The sequence below is a fragment of the Microbacterium zouquanmingi genome (assembly GCF_052266695.1).
In the GTDB taxonomy this organism is placed as follows: domain Bacteria; phylum Actinomycetota; class Actinomycetes; order Actinomycetales; family Microbacteriaceae; genus Microbacterium.
In genome coordinates this window covers 590,736-608,499 of the sequence record NZ_JBQPQZ010000001.1, presented here as the reverse complement: position 1 = coordinate 608,499, position 17,764 = coordinate 590,736, and the positions used below count along the sequence as shown (strand labels likewise).

Annotated in this window: 11 protein-coding genes, 1 tRNA gene and 1 pseudogene; 5 read left to right on the top strand and 8 right to left on the bottom strand. The window is 64.0% G+C overall.

The window, feature by feature from the left end; genetic code table 11:
- Positions 1-136 precede the first annotated feature (136 nt).
- Together istB and istA are read right to left on the bottom strand one after the other, a co-directional pair.
- The gene (gene istB, locus ACTU6U_RS02785; RefSeq protein WP_443467624.1) at positions 137-931 is read right to left on the bottom strand and encodes an IS21-like element helper ATPase IstB; all 795 of its coding nucleotides are present in this window, start codon (positions 929-931) and stop codon (positions 137-139) included.
- Positions 931-2,136 (bottom strand): annotated as a pseudogene (gene istA / locus ACTU6U_RS02780) (IS21 family transposase). The gene istB and the pseudogene istA overlap by 1 nt, the downstream one beginning before the upstream one ends.
- A gap of 288 nt (positions 2,137-2,424) precedes the next feature.
- On the opposite strand from istA, the gene ACTU6U_RS02775 reads away from it, so the two are divergent.
- Positions 2,425-2,509: transfer RNA gene (locus ACTU6U_RS02775), tRNA-OTHER, on the top strand.
- Positions 2,510-2,777: 268 nt separating this feature from the next.
- Here the strand turns inward: ACTU6U_RS02775 and ACTU6U_RS02770 are convergent.
- Positions 2,778-3,812 (bottom strand): LacI family DNA-binding transcriptional regulator, encoded by a 1,035-nt coding sequence (locus tag ACTU6U_RS02770; protein ID WP_443467623.1) that lies wholly within the window; start codon positions 3,810-3,812, stop codon positions 2,778-2,780.
- A 102-nt stretch (positions 3,813-3,914) separates the two neighbouring features.
- Between ACTU6U_RS02770 and ACTU6U_RS02765 the strand changes: the two genes are divergently transcribed.
- From ACTU6U_RS02765 to ACTU6U_RS02750, 4 genes are read left to right on the top strand one after another with little or no spacing between them, the layout of a single operon-like run.
- On the top strand, positions 3,915-5,210 hold the full coding sequence (locus tag ACTU6U_RS02765) for an ABC transporter substrate-binding protein (protein WP_443467622.1): 1,296 nt from the start codon (positions 3,915-3,917) through the stop codon (positions 5,208-5,210).
- Positions 5,211-5,266: 56 nt separating this feature from the next.
- The gene (locus ACTU6U_RS02760; protein ID WP_443467621.1) at positions 5,267-6,160 is read left to right on the top strand and encodes a carbohydrate ABC transporter permease; all 894 of its coding nucleotides are present in this window, start codon (positions 5,267-5,269) and stop codon (positions 6,158-6,160) included.
- The gene (locus ACTU6U_RS02755; RefSeq protein WP_443467620.1) at positions 6,157-7,011 is read left to right on the top strand and encodes a carbohydrate ABC transporter permease; all 855 of its coding nucleotides are present in this window, start codon (positions 6,157-6,159) and stop codon (positions 7,009-7,011) included. Before ACTU6U_RS02760 ends, ACTU6U_RS02755 begins: the two co-directional genes overlap by 4 nt.
- A gap of 26 nt (positions 7,012-7,037) precedes the next feature.
- Entirely contained in the window at positions 7,038-9,596 is a 2,559-nt protein-coding gene (locus ACTU6U_RS02750; RefSeq protein WP_443467619.1) for a family 78 glycoside hydrolase catalytic domain, read from the top strand.
- Here ACTU6U_RS02750 and ACTU6U_RS02745 read toward each other — a convergent pair.
- Genes ACTU6U_RS02745 through ACTU6U_RS02725 form a run of 5 tightly spaced genes read right to left on the bottom strand, consistent with a single transcriptional unit; the run spans position 9,586 to position 17,726 of the window.
- The gene (locus ACTU6U_RS02745; RefSeq protein WP_443467618.1) at positions 9,586-12,378 is read right to left on the bottom strand and encodes a family 78 glycoside hydrolase catalytic domain; all 2,793 of its coding nucleotides are present in this window, start codon (positions 12,376-12,378) and stop codon (positions 9,586-9,588) included. The genes ACTU6U_RS02750 and ACTU6U_RS02745 overlap by 11 nt on opposite strands.
- Positions 12,375-14,150, bottom strand: a complete 1,776-nt coding sequence (locus ACTU6U_RS02740; protein ID WP_443467617.1) for a glycoside hydrolase family 3 protein — start codon at positions 14,148-14,150, stop codon at positions 12,375-12,377. The genes ACTU6U_RS02745 and ACTU6U_RS02740 overlap by 4 nt, the downstream gene beginning before the upstream one ends.
- On the bottom strand, positions 14,150-15,031 hold the full coding sequence (locus ACTU6U_RS02735) for an ATP-binding cassette domain-containing protein (RefSeq protein ID WP_443467616.1): 882 nt from the start codon (positions 15,029-15,031) through the stop codon (positions 14,150-14,152). The genes ACTU6U_RS02740 and ACTU6U_RS02735 overlap by 1 nt, the downstream gene beginning before the upstream one ends.
- Positions 15,028-16,788, bottom strand: a complete 1,761-nt coding sequence (locus tag ACTU6U_RS02730) for an ATP-binding cassette domain-containing protein (protein ID WP_443467615.1) — start codon at positions 16,786-16,788, stop codon at positions 15,028-15,030. The genes ACTU6U_RS02735 and ACTU6U_RS02730 overlap by 4 nt, the downstream gene beginning before the upstream one ends.
- Positions 16,785-17,726 (bottom strand): ABC transporter permease, encoded by a 942-nt coding sequence (locus ACTU6U_RS02725; RefSeq protein WP_443467614.1) that lies wholly within the window; start codon positions 17,724-17,726, stop codon positions 16,785-16,787. Before ACTU6U_RS02725 ends, ACTU6U_RS02730 begins: the two co-directional genes overlap by 4 nt.
- Positions 17,727-17,764 lie beyond the last annotated feature (38 nt).

The following is a 17,764-nucleotide window of genomic DNA, read 5'->3' as shown; positions in this document are numbered from 1 at the left end:
ATCACGTTGAAGGATTCGTCGGTGCGTGACACCAAGACCCGTCGGTGGACGCGTGCGTCGTCTCCTGGAACTGGAGTGAAGTCCGCATGACGCCATGACGCGATGGGCAGCATCGACCGCCCCACTTGTCGGCAGTCTAGTCAGCCGGGTCGGTGATGTCGGTCCGTGTGCTGGGGAGGCTGTCGATGCCTCGCCCTCGGAGCCGGTAGCTGGCGCCTTTGAGGGTGATGACTTCGGCGTGGTGAACGATGCGGTCGATCATCGCTGCGGCGACGACTTGGTCTCCGAACACTGTGCCCCAGCCGGAGAATGGCAGGTTCGAGGTGAGCACGAGAGAGGCGTGTTCGTAGCGGGATGACACGAGCTGGAAGAACAGGTTCGCGGAGTCTTGCTCGAACGGCAGGTAGCCGACCTCGTCGACGATGATCAGTCCGTAGCGTCGTAGCCGGGCGAGTTCCTGCGGGAGCCGGCCTTGGCGGTGGGCGTCGGAGAGGCGTGTGACCCATTCGGTGGCGGTGGCGAACAGAACCCGGTGGCCTTGGTGGGCGGCGATGACGCCGAGCGCGGTGGCCAGGTGCGTCTTCCCGGTGCCGGGAGGCCCGAGGAGAACCACGTTGCGGGCCTCGAGGAGGAACGCCCCTGATGCCAGGCTCGCAACCTGCTGTCGGACGGCTGACTGCTGATCCCAGTCGAAGTCCTCGATGGTCTTGACCGCGGGGAACCCGGCCGCGCGGATCCGCAGGCGGGCGCCGGAGGCGTTGCGGGCGCTCACTTCGCGTTCGAGCACCGCGGCGAGGTAATCCTCGAAGGACCAGCCCGCGGCCCTCGCCTGCCCCGCGAGCCGGCCTGCGGCTTCGAGGATGCGCGGCGCCTTCAGTGAGCCGGCAAGGTAGGTGAGCTGCTTGATCTGGTCGGTCTGCTTGGTCGCCATCAGAACCCGCCTCCGATCCCGAAGGCCCGGTCATAGTCGGCAAGATCTCGGATGAGGTCATCGCCCGCGGCGACCGGTCGCGGGGCCCGGAACTGCTCCCGCAGCCCTTTCGCGGTCTCTAAGTGCGCCGGGTCCGTGATCGTCATCCCGCGCGCCCAAACCCGCGTGTGCTCGGCGACCAGACGGCCATCGGTCCTGACCCTGACGCGGTCCATATCGGCGGAGACATCGACGAGCCGGCCGACGGCGCGGGGGTCGACGGAGTAGTCGTTCGTGTCGACGCGGACGTAGTAGTCCCGCCCCAGCCGGACCCGGTTCCGCCAGCCCAGGTGCAACGGGACCGGTGGCAGCGGCAGCATCGCAGCCCGGTCCGCGTCGATGCGCTGCTCCGGCGACGCCTTCAGTGTGCGGACCGTGCGCGCGTTGGCGATCTGCAACCAGTCGGTGAACTGCTCGTTGAAGTCTCCCGGAGATGCGAACGAGCGTCCCGGCATGAACGACGTCTCGAACCAGCCGTTGCGGCGCTCGACGATCCCCTTGGACTCCGGATCCCGAGGAGGCAACAGCACCAGCTTCGCCGCCAGCGTCCCCATGAACGACGCGACCCCTTCTGCCCGCCGTGGTCCGCGCCCGATCCCGGGCTCGTTGTCCCAGATGAATCGGCGCGGGACCGCACCGATCTGCTGTAACAGCTCCTAGGACCCCAGCAGCAGGTCCTCCGTCTTGCGGGTCGGGATCATCCGCCCGACGATGAACCTGGAGTGCGCGGGCGTGATCACCAGAACCGGCAACACCTTCGCCGTCCCGTCCTCGAGCGGGATCTTCCTCGGCGGGAACCAGAGATCACACTGCGCCGCATCTCCCGGCTCCCAGATCAACCGGTCCGCGGGATCGATGCGCCGCTGCTCGGGCCGCAATCGTTTCACGTTGTCACGGAACCAGCGGATCGAGCCCGTCCAGCCCACCCGCTCGGCCAGCACCGTCGCCGGCATCTCGGGCGTCTCCCGCAAGAGTTCCTTCACCCGCGCTTCGAACGGCGTGAACGACGTCACCGCCGCCGTCCGCTCATACTTCGGCGGCGAATCCAACGCCAACGCGGCATACACCGTCGTCCGCGAGATCCCCAACCTCGTCGCGATCTGCGCCTTCGCCACACCCTCCCCGGCAAGCCGGCGAACCAGTGCCCAGTCTTCCCAAGTGATCACACTCCAATCGTCGAGTGTCAACTTCCCAAGCGCCGCTATTATCCAGTTTTCGAGCGCCGCCGACACCACTCGGTGCTATTCGCGCTCGTTGCCCTGATATCCGCACGAGAGGAACGGACGCGGAGCTGTCTACAAGTGTCCGGAAAGTGTCCGGAGTGAACCGAGGATGATGATCCTGGGGTGCAGGCAGGTGCCTCCAGCGTGACGCGAGTGTGACTCAGGGACGGAACGAGACCGCGGAATCGTGGGCATCCAGGCTGTCACGCGTCGCTCGCGTGCCCGCCTCGAGGGGGCGAAATCAACGGTGCACCACCCTGCTAAGGTGGAGTCCTCTCTAAGGGGACCGAGGGTTCAAATCCCTCCGTCTCCGCCATTTTTCCCTGGCCAGAAGCTATTTTCTAGATGTTCTGCGTCAGGCTTGCGTCAAATTGCCCACGGAATCGTGGACAGAAGGCCTCGGATTCGAATGGTGGCCGCGCATGAAAGCCCTGTTCACGTGCCTTTTCGCCTTGGCGGGGCGTGAGGAGACGGAGGGGCTTTGTCCCTCCGTCTCCTGGGCTTCCTTCGTGTCCGCCGGCGCGGGGTCTGTCTAGCGGGCCAGGCCACCCGATGAAACGGCGTAGCAACACCTGGAATCTCGATCAGACTGCGGAGCTCACGCGTTCGAACAGCGTCGGGGCCAGCGTGATCGTGCGATGCGCGTGACTAGCCGATGAAATCTCCTCCAGCAAGACCTGCGCGGCGATTTTACCCATCTCGTGGCCGGGTTGCCCCACACTTGTGATCGGAATTGAACTGTCCTGGGCGAAGTGGTTGTTGTCGTATCCGACGACAGCCATGTCTTCTGGAACACGGATCCCCGCGAGCTGCATGGTTTGAATCGCGCCAGCCGCCAGGGCGTCAGATGCGGCGACGAGGCCGTCGGGGCGGTCCAGGATGCCACGCTCGCTGAGGGCAGCGCCGAGATCGTAGCCGCCGCGCACGCTGATGCTCCGAGTCTCGATCTTTTGGAGTGTAGCGTCGTCGACCTCCGTGACGGCACGGGTGGCGCCGGCGAGTCGTTGGGCGATTGCAGATAGGGAGAATGGGCCGCCGGCGAACGCGAGGCGACGGAGTCCGCGGTCGAGGAGATGTCGAGCGGCGAGATAGCCACCTAGCTCCTCATCTACGACCACTCCGCAAGCATCCTGATCGCCTGGCCAGTTCACATGCACGACCGGTACGCCACGTCCGCGCGTGGCACGAGCCGCCTCCAGGGGTGCATCGAGTGGCGCCAGCAGAATCCCGGCAACCTTGGTTTCCTCGAAGACATTGATGTAGGCGTCTTGTTTGGACAGATTGACATCGCTGTTAGCCAGGAGAAGACGGATCCCGTGTTCATCGAGCTCTTCCTCCACCCCGCGCGCGAGATCGATGAAGAACGAGTTTCCCACGTCTACGACGACGAATCCGACCGTGTCCGCGCGCCCGATGACCAGCGATCGGGCCGCGTTGTTGCGGACGAACCCCAGCTCTCTGATCGACCGAAGCACCCGTTCGCGCTTCTCTTGGGTGACGATGTGCGGATTGTTCAGCACGTTCGACACTGTGCCGAGGGACACGCCCGCATGGCGAGCAACATCGGTCATGACGGGGCGCGGACGGCCCGCGCTTGGCGTCGAGTTCATCTGATCCATCCGTCCATCATCGGTGCGTTTGCATTTTGTAACGCTTCAAGCGTACTATCTGAAGCGCTTCAAGAAGTGATCAACCAGGCTCGCCCATTCAAGGAGGAATTAATGAAGCGCAACACAGCAGTGCATTTCAAGCGCGGTGCCCTCACCGTCATCGCCGGGGCATCAGCCCTCGCACTCACCGCCTGCGGCGGAGGAGGCGCATCCGCAGGCAGCGACGCCATGTCGCTCTTCATCAACGTGGAGAACACCGAGATCCCCGCGGTCCTGGAGACGTTGGCCGACGGCGCATGCGCTTCGGCTGCCGAGGCTCTCCCTCTCAAGGTGGAGACCGTTCCCCAAAGCAATCTCGACCAGCAGCTTCAGCTGAAGGCCGGCCAGGGCGATCTGCCCGTTCTCTTCTCAGCCGGCAACGCTCCGGCGCTGACTCAAACTTTGGCGGAGGCTGGTAACGTCGTCGACTTTGAAGAGGTTCTCACCGATCTCGACGTCATCGACAACATCGAGCCCGCCGCCATCTCGACCATCGAGAACCTCTACGGTGGCTTCCGTGCTCTGCCGTTTGAATACAACGTCGAAGGCATCTGGTACAACAAGTCGTTCTTCGCAGAGCAGGGTATCGAAGAGCCGCAGACTTTCGATGACCTCGTCGCCGCTGCCGGGACGCTCGACGCCGCAGGCGTCCAGCCGTTCTCTGCGAGCGGTGAGCAAGGCTGGCCGATCACCCGGCTCATCTCGAGCTACATCTTCCGCGATCTGGGCCCAGATGCGCTCCAGAAGGTCGCCGATGGGGATGCAAGCCTCACGGATCCGGAATACGTCGCTGCGGCACAGGCCATAGCCGACCTTGGCGCCGAGGGCTATTTCGGGCAGGGCATCGGATCGATCGATATGGCCACGAGCGAGAACCAGTTCCTCAACGGATCCGCCGCAATGTTCTACATGGGCTCGTGGTTCCTCAGCGGTCTGAACGACCCGGAGATGAACCAGATCGGCGCGGAGAACGTCGGGTTCATGCCGTTCCCCGGAGTAGAAGGCGGTGCTGGCGACCGTTCGCAGCTCGCTGCGAACGTAGGCCTTCCGGTCACGATGAACGCAAAAGCCGTCAACGAAGACACCGAAGGCTGGCTGTCCTGCATCGTGGAGAACTACGGCAGTACCGCTCTCGCTCAGGAGAACCGGGTGTCTGGCTTCGCCCTGAACGAGGAAGTCACGGACGTCCCCCCGCTCACGCAGCTCGTCCAGGAACAGATTGCCAGCACCGAGACCACGGTGCTGTGGTTCGAGGCACTGTTCTCCGCAGAGGCGACGACCACTAGCCAGCGCAATGCGGCTCCGCTGATGACCGGCAGTATCTCGGCTGAAGAGTTCATGTCGATGGTCCAGGCGGACCTGGACTGATGACCCGGAGGGGGTGACGGTTCGCGCCGTCACCCCCTCGATACACAGGAGAACGAATGCAGAACGTGCTGGGCGACCGCAAGGCGATCGCCATCCTTCTCGGGCCTGCACTGGTGATCTATACGGTCGTCATGCTTGTGCCGGTCATCTGGTCACTTGGCTACACACTCTTCGAGGGCAACGCCATCGTCGGCTTCGAATTCGTCGGTGTCGACAACTTCGTTCGTCTCTTCGGCGACTCAGAGGTGCATGCAGCTCTGATCTTCACGCTCAAGTACGCCCTCGTCGTGACCGTCGGGCAGGTGCTGCTGGGGTACTTGCTTTCGCTCCTCTATGTCTTTGCGCTCAAGCGGGCTTCTGGGATCGTCCGCACACTCGTCTTCTTCCCGGTGGTCATGCCCACCGTCGCCGTGGCTTTGCTCTTCCAGCAGCTGTTCTCGATCGCGCCGACCCAGGGCGTGGTGAACTCTCTGCTCTCCGGGCTCGGGGGCGTCCCCGTTGACTGGTTCGGCGACGGGGCCAGCGCCTTCATCGTCATTGCGATCATGGATATCTGGCGATCCATGGGCTTCTATGGCGTTCTTCTCTACGCAGGCCTGATCGACATTCCAGAGGATGTTCTGGAGTCTGCGCGACTCGATGGTGCGAGTGGGTGGAAGCTCGTCCGCCACATCATCCTGCCGCTGTCCGCGCCCGTCCTCGTGTCCTCCCTGATCTTCTCCGTCAACGGAACCCTGAAGGTCTTCGACAGTGTTCTCGCCCTGACCAACGGCGGACCGGGAACCTCGACGAGCCCCTTGACGATCTCGATGTTCGACAACGCGTTCACTTACGGCAACTACGGATACGGCTCGACGATCGCCATGCTCCTCACGATCATCTGCCTCGTCGTGACCGTGTTCATATTCCGCGCGAATGCTGGTACCAAGAAGAAGGGATTCGCAGCATGACCTTTTCCGTCTCTCGTCGCGCGTCACGCTCGCTCAAGCGTCTGCCGATCTGGATCCTCGTCGCCCTTCTTCTCGTCATCGTCGGGTATCCGCTCGTCTGGCTCTTCCTAGGCTCTTTCAAGACTCAGCAGGAGTTCCTCGAGGCGCCGACCTGGGCGCTTCCGGAGCAGTGGAACTTCGACAACTACATCGTCGCTTGGGACACCGCGGGTCTCGGACAAGCACTGTTCAACAGCGCGATCACAGTCCTTCCGGCGCTTTTCCTCATGCTTCTGCTCGGTACTGCCGCAGCTTTTGCGCTCGAGGTGCTGGTGTGGAAGGGGCGAGGTGGAGTGCTCATCATCTTCCTTGCAGGAATCATGGTGCCGACGCAGATGATCCTGCTGCCGTTGTTCAGCGCCTACTTCCAGATTGGCCTCACCGGCACTCTCTGGCCCTTGCTGATCACCTATACCGCGACGGGCATGCCGCTGACGGTCTTCCTCATGGCGACGTACTTCCGCGCAATCCCGCGTGAGGTGTTCGAAGCGGCGACTCTCGACGGTGCGAGCATCTACCGGCAGTTCTTCTCCATCGCGGTGCCGATGATGAAGAACGGACTTTTCACCGTCGGGCTCGTACAGTTCTTCTTCTTCTGGAATGACCTGCTCATCGCGCTCACATTCGCCAACTCTGGCGACCTGCGAACGCTGCAAGTCGGTCTCCTCAACTTCAACGGTCAGTTCGGGACGACTCAGTACGGTCCGCTGTTCGCTGCGGTCAGCATCAATGTGTTCGCCCTGCTGCTTATTTACCTCATCCTGAACCAGCGAATCCAGAAGGGTCTGACCGCAGGAGCTGTCAAGGGATGATCGATCGACGACTCGAAAGGAACCGCGTGAGGATCTCTGCGCCCCGGTTCGAACACCTCAACGATGCTTTGGGGCTCGGCACGCCGATGCCACGTGTGTCGTGGAAAACCTCCGCCGAGAGCGGCTGGACACAGCACGGATGGCAGATCTCTTGCGAACGCGCGGACGGCATCGTGGTGGCCTCCGGAAGCGGCGCTGGGCAGGTTCTGGTGGCGTGGCCCTTCGAGCCGCTGACCTCAAGGGAACGGGTGGAGATCCGCGTTCGCGTCCGCGGCGCCGACGCCGTCTGGTCCGAGTGGAGTGAACCGGCGTCTGCTGAGGCCGGTCTTCTTCTGGCCACCGATTGGGCAGCTGAGCCGGTCGGGGGTGGATGGGAGCAGCCGGCAGATACGGAGCGCCGCCCGGCGCTTGTCCGGCGCGGTTTCACGGTGGAGAGTCCGGTCGCCCGTGCCCGCCTCTACGTCACCGCTCACGGCCTCTACGAGGCGGAGATCAACGGCCGCCGGATCAGCGACCACGAGCTCTCACCGGGTTGGACGAAGTACGACGAGCGGCTGGTGTACTGGACGTTCGACGTGACAGACGACATCCGTGTCGGCGAGAACGTGATCGGGGCATGGCTCGGTGACGGATGGTACCGAGGACGCCTCGGATTCAACGGTGGGTATCGCGACCTCTACGGCGTCGACCAGGCATTGATCGCCCAGCTCGAATTGCTCCATGAAGATGGCACTCGAACCACTGTTGCTACAGACAGCACCTGGCAGGCTACCCGCAGTCCCATCCAGCTCTCCGGGCTGTACGACGGCGAGAAGCACGATGCGCGCGCTGAGCAGGCTGGCTGGTCGAGTTCCACAGTCGAGCACGAGGGATGGACACCGGTGGAAGTGGGTCGTCGGGACCCCCACACGCTCGTGGCACCCTCGCTCCCGCCCGTGCGCTGCACGGAGGAGCTCGCACCGGTGAGCGTGACTCGCGTGAGCGAGGATGTTCACCTGCTGGACTTCGGACAGAACCTCGTGGGACGTCTACGCGTGCGGGTGAGCGGTGACGCCGGGCAGATAATCGAACTGCGTCACGCCGAGGTCCTCGACAACGGCGCGCTCGGTGTGCGCCCGCTGCGCCTCGCCGACGCGCACGACACCATCACCCTCGACGGCGGTCCGGAACGTCTTTGGGAACCGAAGTTTACGTTCCACGGGTTCCGCTACGCGACGGTTGCAGGGCTGACTGATCTCGCGGAGGGGGATGTCGTCGCGCGCGTGCTGCACAACGACATGCGGCGCACCGGCTGGTTCGAGACGTCGAACAGTGACCTCAACCGTCTGCATGAGAACGTTCGTTGGGGTATGAGGGGGAACTTTCTCAGCATCCCCACCGACTGCCCACAGCGCGACGAGCGCCTGGGGTGGACAGGCGACATCCAGGTGTTTGCGCCCACGGCATCGTTCCTCTATGACTCTGCGGGGTTCCTCGAGAGCTGGCTCGTCGATGTTGCGCTCGAGCAGCTACCAGACGGGACTGTTCCGTGGTTCGTTCCGGTGATCCCCGGAGGTCCCTCGTGGACGCCGATCGAGACAGGTGCTGTCTGGGGAGATGTCGCGGTGCTCACGCCGTGGACGCTCTACGAGCGGTACGGGGATCTCGATGTTCTCCGTCGCCAGTACGACAGCGCTCAGAAGTGGGTAGAGCGCATGATCCGTCAGGCCGGATCCAGCAGACTCTGGTCGAGTGGACATCAGCTCGGAGACTGGCTGGATCCGGCCGCGCCGCCGCATGATCCAGCCGACGCGCGGACAGACAAATACCTGGTTGCTGCCGCGTACTTCGCGTACTCGACGCGACGCTTGGCGGACATCGCTCGACTACTGGGGCGGGATGCCGACGCAGACAGGTACGCGCGCGTGGCCCTAGAAGCGCGTGATGCATTCCGCGCCGAGTACGTGACGGGCGACCGGAAGCTGACATCGGATGCGCAGACCGCCTATGCCCTCGCGATTCGCTTCGGCCTTCTGAGTGCGGACGAGCAGGAGTCCGCGGGGCATCGGCTGGCGGAACTCGTGCGCGAGGAAAACAACCGGATCGCGACCGGTTTCGCCGGAACGCCGGTGATCAGCGACGCGCTATCTTCATCAGGGCACCTCGACACCGCGTACGATCTGCTTCTCGAGACCGAATGTCCCTCGTGGTTGTACACGGTGCGCATGGGTGGAACGACGATCTGGGAGCGTTGGGATTCGATGTTGCCGGACGGCACGATCAACCCCGGAGAGATGACCAGCTTCAACCACTATGCGCTCGGTTCTGTGGCGGACTGGATGCACCGCGTGATCGGAGGGCTATCGCCTGCTGCCCCCGGCTATCAAAGAATCCGCTGGGCACCGGAGCCGGGCGGAAACCTCGAACATGCTCGGATCGCCTTCGATTCGCCATACGGCCTCATCGAGGCAGCCTGGCAGCGAACGGCGGACGGAACCGAATACACGCTCTCGGTGCCCACTGGCGTCGAGGGAGTTGTCCTCCTTCCGGGCGCAGAGGAGCAGCGGATCGAGTCGGGTGGGCGGTTCGCCGCCGTTATCGCGTGACACCTCCGACTCCGTCGTGAGCACGCTTCGCCGCGAGAGCGCCCAGCGCGCCCGCGAGGGCTCCGAACGCTGCCGGCGGCATGTCGTACAGCCCCGCCGGCAGCGGGTCCTCGACGTTCCAATCGATCCGACGCCGCGCGAGCGTCGCATATGCGGGGTCCTGCTCTTCTAACGTTGCGAGGACAGCCGTCAAAGCGTCCGCATCGTCGGCGATATCGCGGAACGTTGATTCCAACGATGGCAATGGGAGTTCGCGGTGTCCAGTAGGCGCGGGGACCGTCCATGAGTGCGTGCCGTGGCCGACCTCAATAGCGGTTCCGTCTGGCAGCACAACCTCGGCGGTGGAATGGGCAGGAACCGTCAGCCGCAGCGCAATCGTCTCGGCTGACCGCTCCCACCCGCCGATCACCCGACCGGACGGCGTGTCAATTGTCGTCGTTGCGTGGTCGAGACCGTCAACGAGCGTCGGAGCGAAGCGAATCCGGCGATACGCGCGTTCGATGGGTGTGACACCCGCGACTCTGCGGTGCAGCCAGTCGACGACGGCGCCGAACGCGTAGTGGTTGAAGCTTGTCATTTCGCCCGGGTTAACGGATCCGTCGGGGAGCATTGAGTCCCACCGCTCCCACACCGTTGTTGCTCCCATCGTGACGGGATAGAGCCACGACGGATAGCCCGTCTGCAGAAGCAGTCGACCGGCTGTCTCAACGTGTCCTGTGTCCACGAGTGCGTCGAGCACGAGCGGAGTGCCCACGAACCCGGTCGCGATGTGAAATGCCGTGCGGCGGGAAACGTGCGCCAGTCGATCGCCGAGTGCTTGACGCTGGGCAAGATCGGTCGAGATACCGAAGACGAGAGCCAGCGCATATGCCGTGGGCGCATCCGCAGTCATGCGCCCGAACGGCGTCACATACGCGGCCAAGAATGCCTGGCGCGTGCGCTCGGCGATCTCGGCGTACCGCGCGATGAACTCGGGACGCCCGACCCTTGCTGCCGCACGAGCCACGAGATCTGCGGATCGGAACAGATACGCGGTGGCGACGATGTCACCCGGCGTTTGTGCAAGGCTCGGGGCATCCGGCGGTGCCAGCGGATCGAGCCAGTCGCCGAGCTGGTTGTGATTGGCCCAGAGACCGTTCGCATCTAGCAGCGGAAGGATGCTGTCGACCCAGGCGCGCATCGAGTCGAACTGTCGCGCAAGGACGTCCTCATCGCCGAAGCGGTCGGCCAGCACGGTGGGAACTACTGTCGCAGCGTCTCCCCACGCCGCTGTCGGTGCGACGGGGAAGCGCAGCACGTCGGGCACGACGAACGGTACGATTCCATCGCGCTTGCTCTGCTCGAATGCGAGGTCTTCCAGCCAGTTCGACAGGAAACCATCGCAGTCAAAGAGCGTCGCGGCGGTCGGGGCGAAAACCTGCGCGTCTCCGGTCCACCCCATTCGCTCATCACGCTGCGGACAGTCGCTAGGCACCGAGAGGAAGTTTCCGCGCATCGACCATACGACGTTCTCGTGCAACCTGTTGAGAAGGGGAGCAGAGGAATCGAACCAGGCAGTGCGACGCATGTCTGTGTGAATCACGACGGCGACGACGGCGCGGGGATCGAGCTCGCCGGGCCAGCCTGAGATCTCGGCGAAACGGAAACCGTGGAAAGTGCCCATCGGCTCGAGAACGCGATGCCCACCGCCATCCAGAATGTATCGATCAGTTGCACTCGCGCGGCGCAGCGGCCGAGTCGCGAGCTCGCCGTTCTCGAGAACCTCTGCGTGGCGCACCGTAATCGCGGTTCCCTCCGGCCCGTTCACCGCAAGACGCAGGTTGCCCACGAGGTTCTGACCGAAGTCGAGTAGATAGGTGTCGGCACTGGTGCGCTCGACTGACACCGGTGCGATGGTCTCGATCCTGCGGACGGGCTCGAACCCTCGCGCGATCGGAACAAGCGGTGTTTCAATGATCACCGCGGGTGCATGGTCCGCTGGATCGCGTCGAAGGTCAACAGTCTCACCGGCATAGATGCCCGAGTCAACGACCTGCCACGTGCCGGTCGCATGCCACGAAGCATCCGTTCCGATCACTTGTTGACGGCCGTCTGCCCAGCACAGGTGGAGCTCGGCTGCGACAGCCGGCTGCTCTCCGTACACGCGGGTGCCCTGCGGGCCGAAACCGTATTCCTCCGTGTACCAGCCGCCTGTCAGCGCGATGCGTAGGTCGTGCGAGCCGGGGGAGAGCAGTGGTAGGACGTCCATCGTGTCGTGGAGGACGCGTGAGTCGTAGCTCGTCCAGCCCGGCCCCAGGATGGAATCATCGATTGACGTGTCGTCGATGGTGACGGCGGCGATGCCGAGCGCGGAGACGTGCATGACCGCCGAGACGAGACCCTCGGCGATATCGATGGTACGTGACAACAACACCGGGTGGGCCGGACGAGTGGGCGCGGCCAGACCGATGAACGGCGCCTTCCACTCGGCGACCGAAGCAAGACGTACGACGAGCGGTGCACTCCAATTGGATGCCTCATCGTTCGCGCCTACAACTCGCAGTTCTATGGTGTGCGGGGCGTCGTCTTGCAGGGGCGCGAAGGGCCAGGCCACGAAAACATGGTCATCCCCCTCGAGCTGCACGACGTGCTCTCCGTCGAGGCGGACCTGTGCTCCTGCCTGCTTCCATCCCGAAGGGGCAGAGTCGACGATCCACGACAGGCGAGGACGATCGGTCGCGACAAACGGGGTGTCCCTACGGCGCTCCGCCGAGACGGACCCAATGTGGACGGGAGTGCTCATCGACTTACTCCTTCTGTTTTAAGCGAGGATGTCGCACTCCAGCCTGCCGGGTATAGCGGTGCGATGGTGTCGCCTGGCACATCTGGCCTGCTCGCCGCGACCGCGGCCATGCTGCGCGGTAGCTCGAAGGGGAGACGCCCTTCGGGAGTAACTCGACCAGTGAGCGCATCCAATAGTGCTGCGTCGGACGCACCGTAGTCGCCAATGATCACAGTGGCGAACTCATCGAGCGGCGTCAGGATCGCAGGGCGGCTCAGCGTGACTGAGATGATCAGTGGAATATGCGCTGCGACCGCGCGCAGCTGCTCGACGACTTCGGTGGGGAACTCCAGTGAACCTTGCTCCATTCCTGCTTCGAGGAAGTACTGATCGCGAGGCTCAAACGGCGCCGCCAGGCGCACGATCGCGATATCAGCATTTTCCAGGGCGGTAGCGTCCCAACCCGTTGGCAGCGAGATCGGGTCGAGGCCGCGGACGTGCACGCGTTGGGGGCCGGTCAGCGGCAGAGCGTTGTCGGGGCACTTCAGCACAGTGATGGCCCGCGATTGAGCGTGAAGGCCCAGTGCGACGTGCTCACGAGCGGGCATCAGTGCGGCATCGGGCACGGACGATCCCGAACCGTCGCCGTTGAGCCTCAGCATGACATCGACGATTCGCGTCGCAGCGTCGTCGATGCGGTCTTCGCTGACCAGATCATCGTCAAGCAGACGAAGCAGCTGTGCCGTATCGCTCTCGCCGCCGAGCTGATCGACGCCCGCGGCAAAAAGACGCGCCATTCGACCGGCGGAATCGAGATGTTCTACGCCCCATGCGCGGGCAGGGAATGGCTTGCCGAACACGTGCGCGTCGGTGATGAGACCGAAGTCACTCAGCACGACGCCGGCAAAGCCCAGCTCGTTCCGAAGCAGATCAGTGATGAGCGCACGATTGAATGCGAATCCGACCTCCTCGATTGGGTGACCGTTGCGAGTCAGACCGACCGGCATGCCGTAGTAGGGCATGATCGCCGCGACGCCAGCGGCGATCGCGGTGCGGAACGGAAGAAGGTGCTCCTCGAAACGTCCGCCGGGGTACACCTGTTCGCGTCCGTAAGGGAAGTGCGGATCTTCGCCGTCCTTCTGCGGACCTCCACCGGGGAAGTGTTTGACCGTAGCCGCAACGCTCGTGCTGCCGAGTTCTGGGCCCTGGAGGCCGGCGAGGAATGCGGAAAGGAGGCGCGACGTGAGTGCGGGGTCGGCTCCGAAGCTCTGTGCCTGGCGTGCCCACCGAGCATCGGTGGCGAGGTCGACCTGCGGGTGCAACGCCATGCGAATGCCCATCGCGCGGTAATCGTCGCGAACGATTCGAGCGAACATCTCGACAAGCTCCGGGTCGTCAAGGGCGCCGAGCCCTATTGGTTCAGGCCACTGCGAAACGCCATCCGCGCGATGTGTCGCGCCCATATTGCTGAGGAAAGAGTGACGCGGGTCGCTCGAGAACACGATGGGCAACCGCGATCCGTGCGAGACAGCGATCTCCTGCAACCGAGCGAGCACTGCTGCGGTTTCGAGTGGGGATGGGATTGAGGCAAGACAGAAATGGCGGATGCCGCGATCCACGATCAGTTCGCGACTGGACGGTCCGAAGGGTGATGGCGCATCCGGGTCGTGGTCTGCGTCGATCGTGAGGATCGGGTGAAAGAGCAATCCTGCTTTCTCTTGTGCGCTCAAGCTTGCGACGACCTCGTGGGCACGAGTGCGTTGATCGGGAGCGGTCGATGGAGAGTGATTCATCACTTTTCTTTCATAACGCGTATAGCGGCCGCAGGTTCATTCTTCGCCGCGTGCAGAAGTTCGCGGCGACGTGCCTGCTCTTTCGGATCTGCCACGGGGGAGGCCAGAAGGAGTTGGCGAGTGTAGGGATGTGAGGGAGACGATGTCACGGTCTCGCCATCGCCCCACTCGACGATCTCGCCGGCGCTCATGACGGCGACCCGATGGCACAGCACTCGCACGACATTGAGATCGTGCGAGATGAAGAGGTAAGCGACACCGGTTCGCGACTGGACTTCCCGCAGGAGATCGAGGATGTGTGCCTGCGTTGTGAGGTCGAGGGCCGAGACCGGCTCGTCGCACACGATGATGCGTGGCTCCAGCGCGATGGCACGCGCTATTGCGACCCGTTGGCGCTGCCCGCCGCTGAACTCACGCGGCAGCCGGCGCGCGGCATCCGAGGGGAGATGAACAAGATCGAGCAGGTTGCCGACGCGACGGGCCGCATCCTTCGACGACATTCCGTTCGCGCGGAGCGGCTCGGAAAGCGTGTCGCCGATCGTGAGCGACGGGCTCAGCGAAGAATAGGGATCTTGAAAGATGACCTGCAGATCGCCTGCGAGCGCTCGTCGGCGTTTCCGTGCAGCGTGCGAAACATCTTCACCGTTGATCATGATGGTTCCGCCCGTGACCGGCGCGAGCCCGAGAACCGCACGTCCGAGGGTCGACTTCCCCGAGCCTGATTCGCCGACGAGGCCTACTGTTTCGCCGGCGCGGACATCGAGGGTCACGCCGTGGAGTACCTCGATGGGCGGCCGTCGGAAGCCACGCGCCGGGTACGCGACGTGGAGATCGCGGACATCGAGCAGCGGCGTCGACGGGTGTGGTTCGCGGAGGGTCATACCGAGTCCGATCCGAGAGTGAGCGGGCCACGAGCGGGCGCATCATCGAGGAGCGCGGCAAACAGTCCGCGCGTGTATTCGTGCTGCGGAGAGGTAAAGACATCCGCAACCGACCCGGTCTCGACGATGCTTCCGGACCGCATCACCGACACTCGATCGGCCAGATCTGCGACCACGCCGAAGTTGTGGGTCACAAGCAGCATCGACATTCCCGTTTCTCGCTGGAGGTCGCGCAACAGCTGGAGGATCTCAGCTTGGACGGTGACATCCAGTGCCGTTGTGGGTTCGTCGGCGATGATGATCTCGGGCTCCGGGGCGATGGCACCCGCGATGAGTACCCGCTGGGCCATACCTCCTGAGATCTGGTGCGGGTAGGCGGCGAACGTGCGTGCCGGATCGGTGATCCCGACACGGTCGAGAAGCTCCAGCGCACGTGTGCGAGCTGCCTGTCGGGAGAGTCCGAGGACTGCGCGCATCGGCTCCACGAGCTGATGTCCGATTGTGTAGGAGGGGTCGAGGTTCGACATCGGCTCCTGCGGAATATAACCGATGCGCCGGCCCCGGACCTGCTCCATCTGACGGGCGGTGACGCGGAGCAGGTCAGTGTCATTGAGCTTTATCGCGCCAGCGACGCATGTGCCGCCCTGGGGGAGGAGCCCCAGGGTCGACCACGCCGTCTGCGTTTTACCGGAACCGGATTCGCCGATCAGCGCGTGGATCTCACCACGCCCGATCGCGATCGATACGTCGTCTACGACCGTTTTCCATCCGCTCTCGACGCGGTACGCGATCGAGAGATTCTCGATACTGAGCAGCGGCTCGGTGGCGGCGGCTGCATCGTCGTGCGCGATCGCAGAGGAGGGCCGTGGCAGGGGAGCGCTCCAGGCGACGTATCGTGTCGAGGTGGCGTCGCCCGTTTGCTCGAGCTCGTCACGCAAAGCGGTGCCGAAAAGACTCAACGCAATACATGTCAGCGCGATTGCGAGGCTGGGCCACACCATCAGCCAAGGGGTGCGCGAGAGGTTGGTGAACCCTTCGCTCAGCATCCCTCCCCAGGTGGGTAGCGAAGGGTCTCCCACACCCAGGAAATCCAGGCTTGCTTGGATGGCGATTGCGACGGCGAAGAGGCCGGCCGTAAGCAGGATCACCGGCGCGCGGACAGCCGTGAGGATGTGTCGCCCGACGATGCGCAGATCACTCAACCCTGATACTCGCGCAGCGTCGATGTAGAGCTCTCCGCGTACTCCTACTACCGCGCCATAGACGATGCGGTAATAGGAGGGTGCCAGCACGATGCCGAAGATCGCCATGATCAGCCAGATCGACGGGCCAATCACCGAGCGCGCTGCGAGCAAGACCACGATGGCAGGGAGAGAGAGGATCGTGCCAGCGAGCCAGCTAGCGACGCCGTCAAACCACCCGCCTCGGTACCCCGCGATGAGGCCGCTAGTTACCCCGAGTGCAGCCGCGACAGCGACGGCGATAGTTGCCCCGAGAAGACTCGTCGAGCTCGCGTGGATAAGTCGGGAGAATACGTCTCTTCCGGCGCTGTCGCCACCGAGCAGATGTTCGGGGCTGGGTGGCGACAGCACGAGGGGGAGCGAAGACGAATCGGCGGAGTGTGGGGCGAGCAATGGGCCGAACACTGCTACGGCAAGCAGCAGAACGAGATAGACCGAAGAGACCGCGCCCAGCGGGTTGCGCAAGAGGCGACGGCCGAGCGATCGGTGCGCGGGGGCGGCAGCAGGATTTGTCACGACAGACGCACCTTCGGGTTGAGCCATCCCTGCAGAAGGTCGACGGCGAGATTGATTAGGAGCACGATAAGTGCGGTCATGACGAGTAATCCCATGACGAGGGGGATGTCGCCCTGGAGTGTCGCCGAGACGGCGGTCTGACCGAGCCCAGGCAGGGAGAACACCTGCTCGACGACGACGGCACCGCCGAAGAGGACGATGAACTGGATGCCGAGGACGCTGAGTGCCGGGCCCGAGGCGTTCCGGAGGACGTGCCGGTATACGACGGCGTGGTGCGGGATGCCGCGAGCGCGCAGCGTTCGCACGTAGTCCATGCGCTGGGCGTCCACCATCGAGCCGCGCACCTGTTGCGCGACGCTGGCGATGGCGCCAATCGACAGGGCGATGACGGGAAGAATGATCGTGGAGAGCCAACCTGTGATCGATGCCTCGGGACGGATGTACCCCGTCGCAGGCACCCAGCGCAGCCCGATGGCGATGACGAGGACGAGGACCAACGCGACGAGGAAGCCGGGAATCGCTGACGCGACGACAGAGGCGATTTGGATGCTTCGGTCGGCCCACCCGCGGCGAGTGGCGGCGACAACGCCGATGACAGTGCCCACCGCCGCAGTCACGAGGATCGCACCGATCGTGAGCGAAAGCGTGACGGGGAGGCGGCTCATGAGGGCGTCAGCGACTGGCTGCCCGGAGAACCAGGAGCGGCCCAGATTTCCGGTGAGGGCCCCGCTCGCCCAATCGACGAACTGAATGATGAGCGGGCGATCGAGCCCCAGCTCTTGTTCCTTGCGTGCGACGATCTCGGGGGCGGCGGTCGCACCCACGATCCGTCGGGCGACGCCAGCGGCACCGAGGTACAGCAGGAAGAACCCGAGTACGCAGATGCTCGCCACGGTCAGAATGCCAGCGACGAGGCGGCGAAGAATGAAGATCAGCATTGATGTTGCCCGTTCCGGGGCGGCGTTGACCGGCCCCG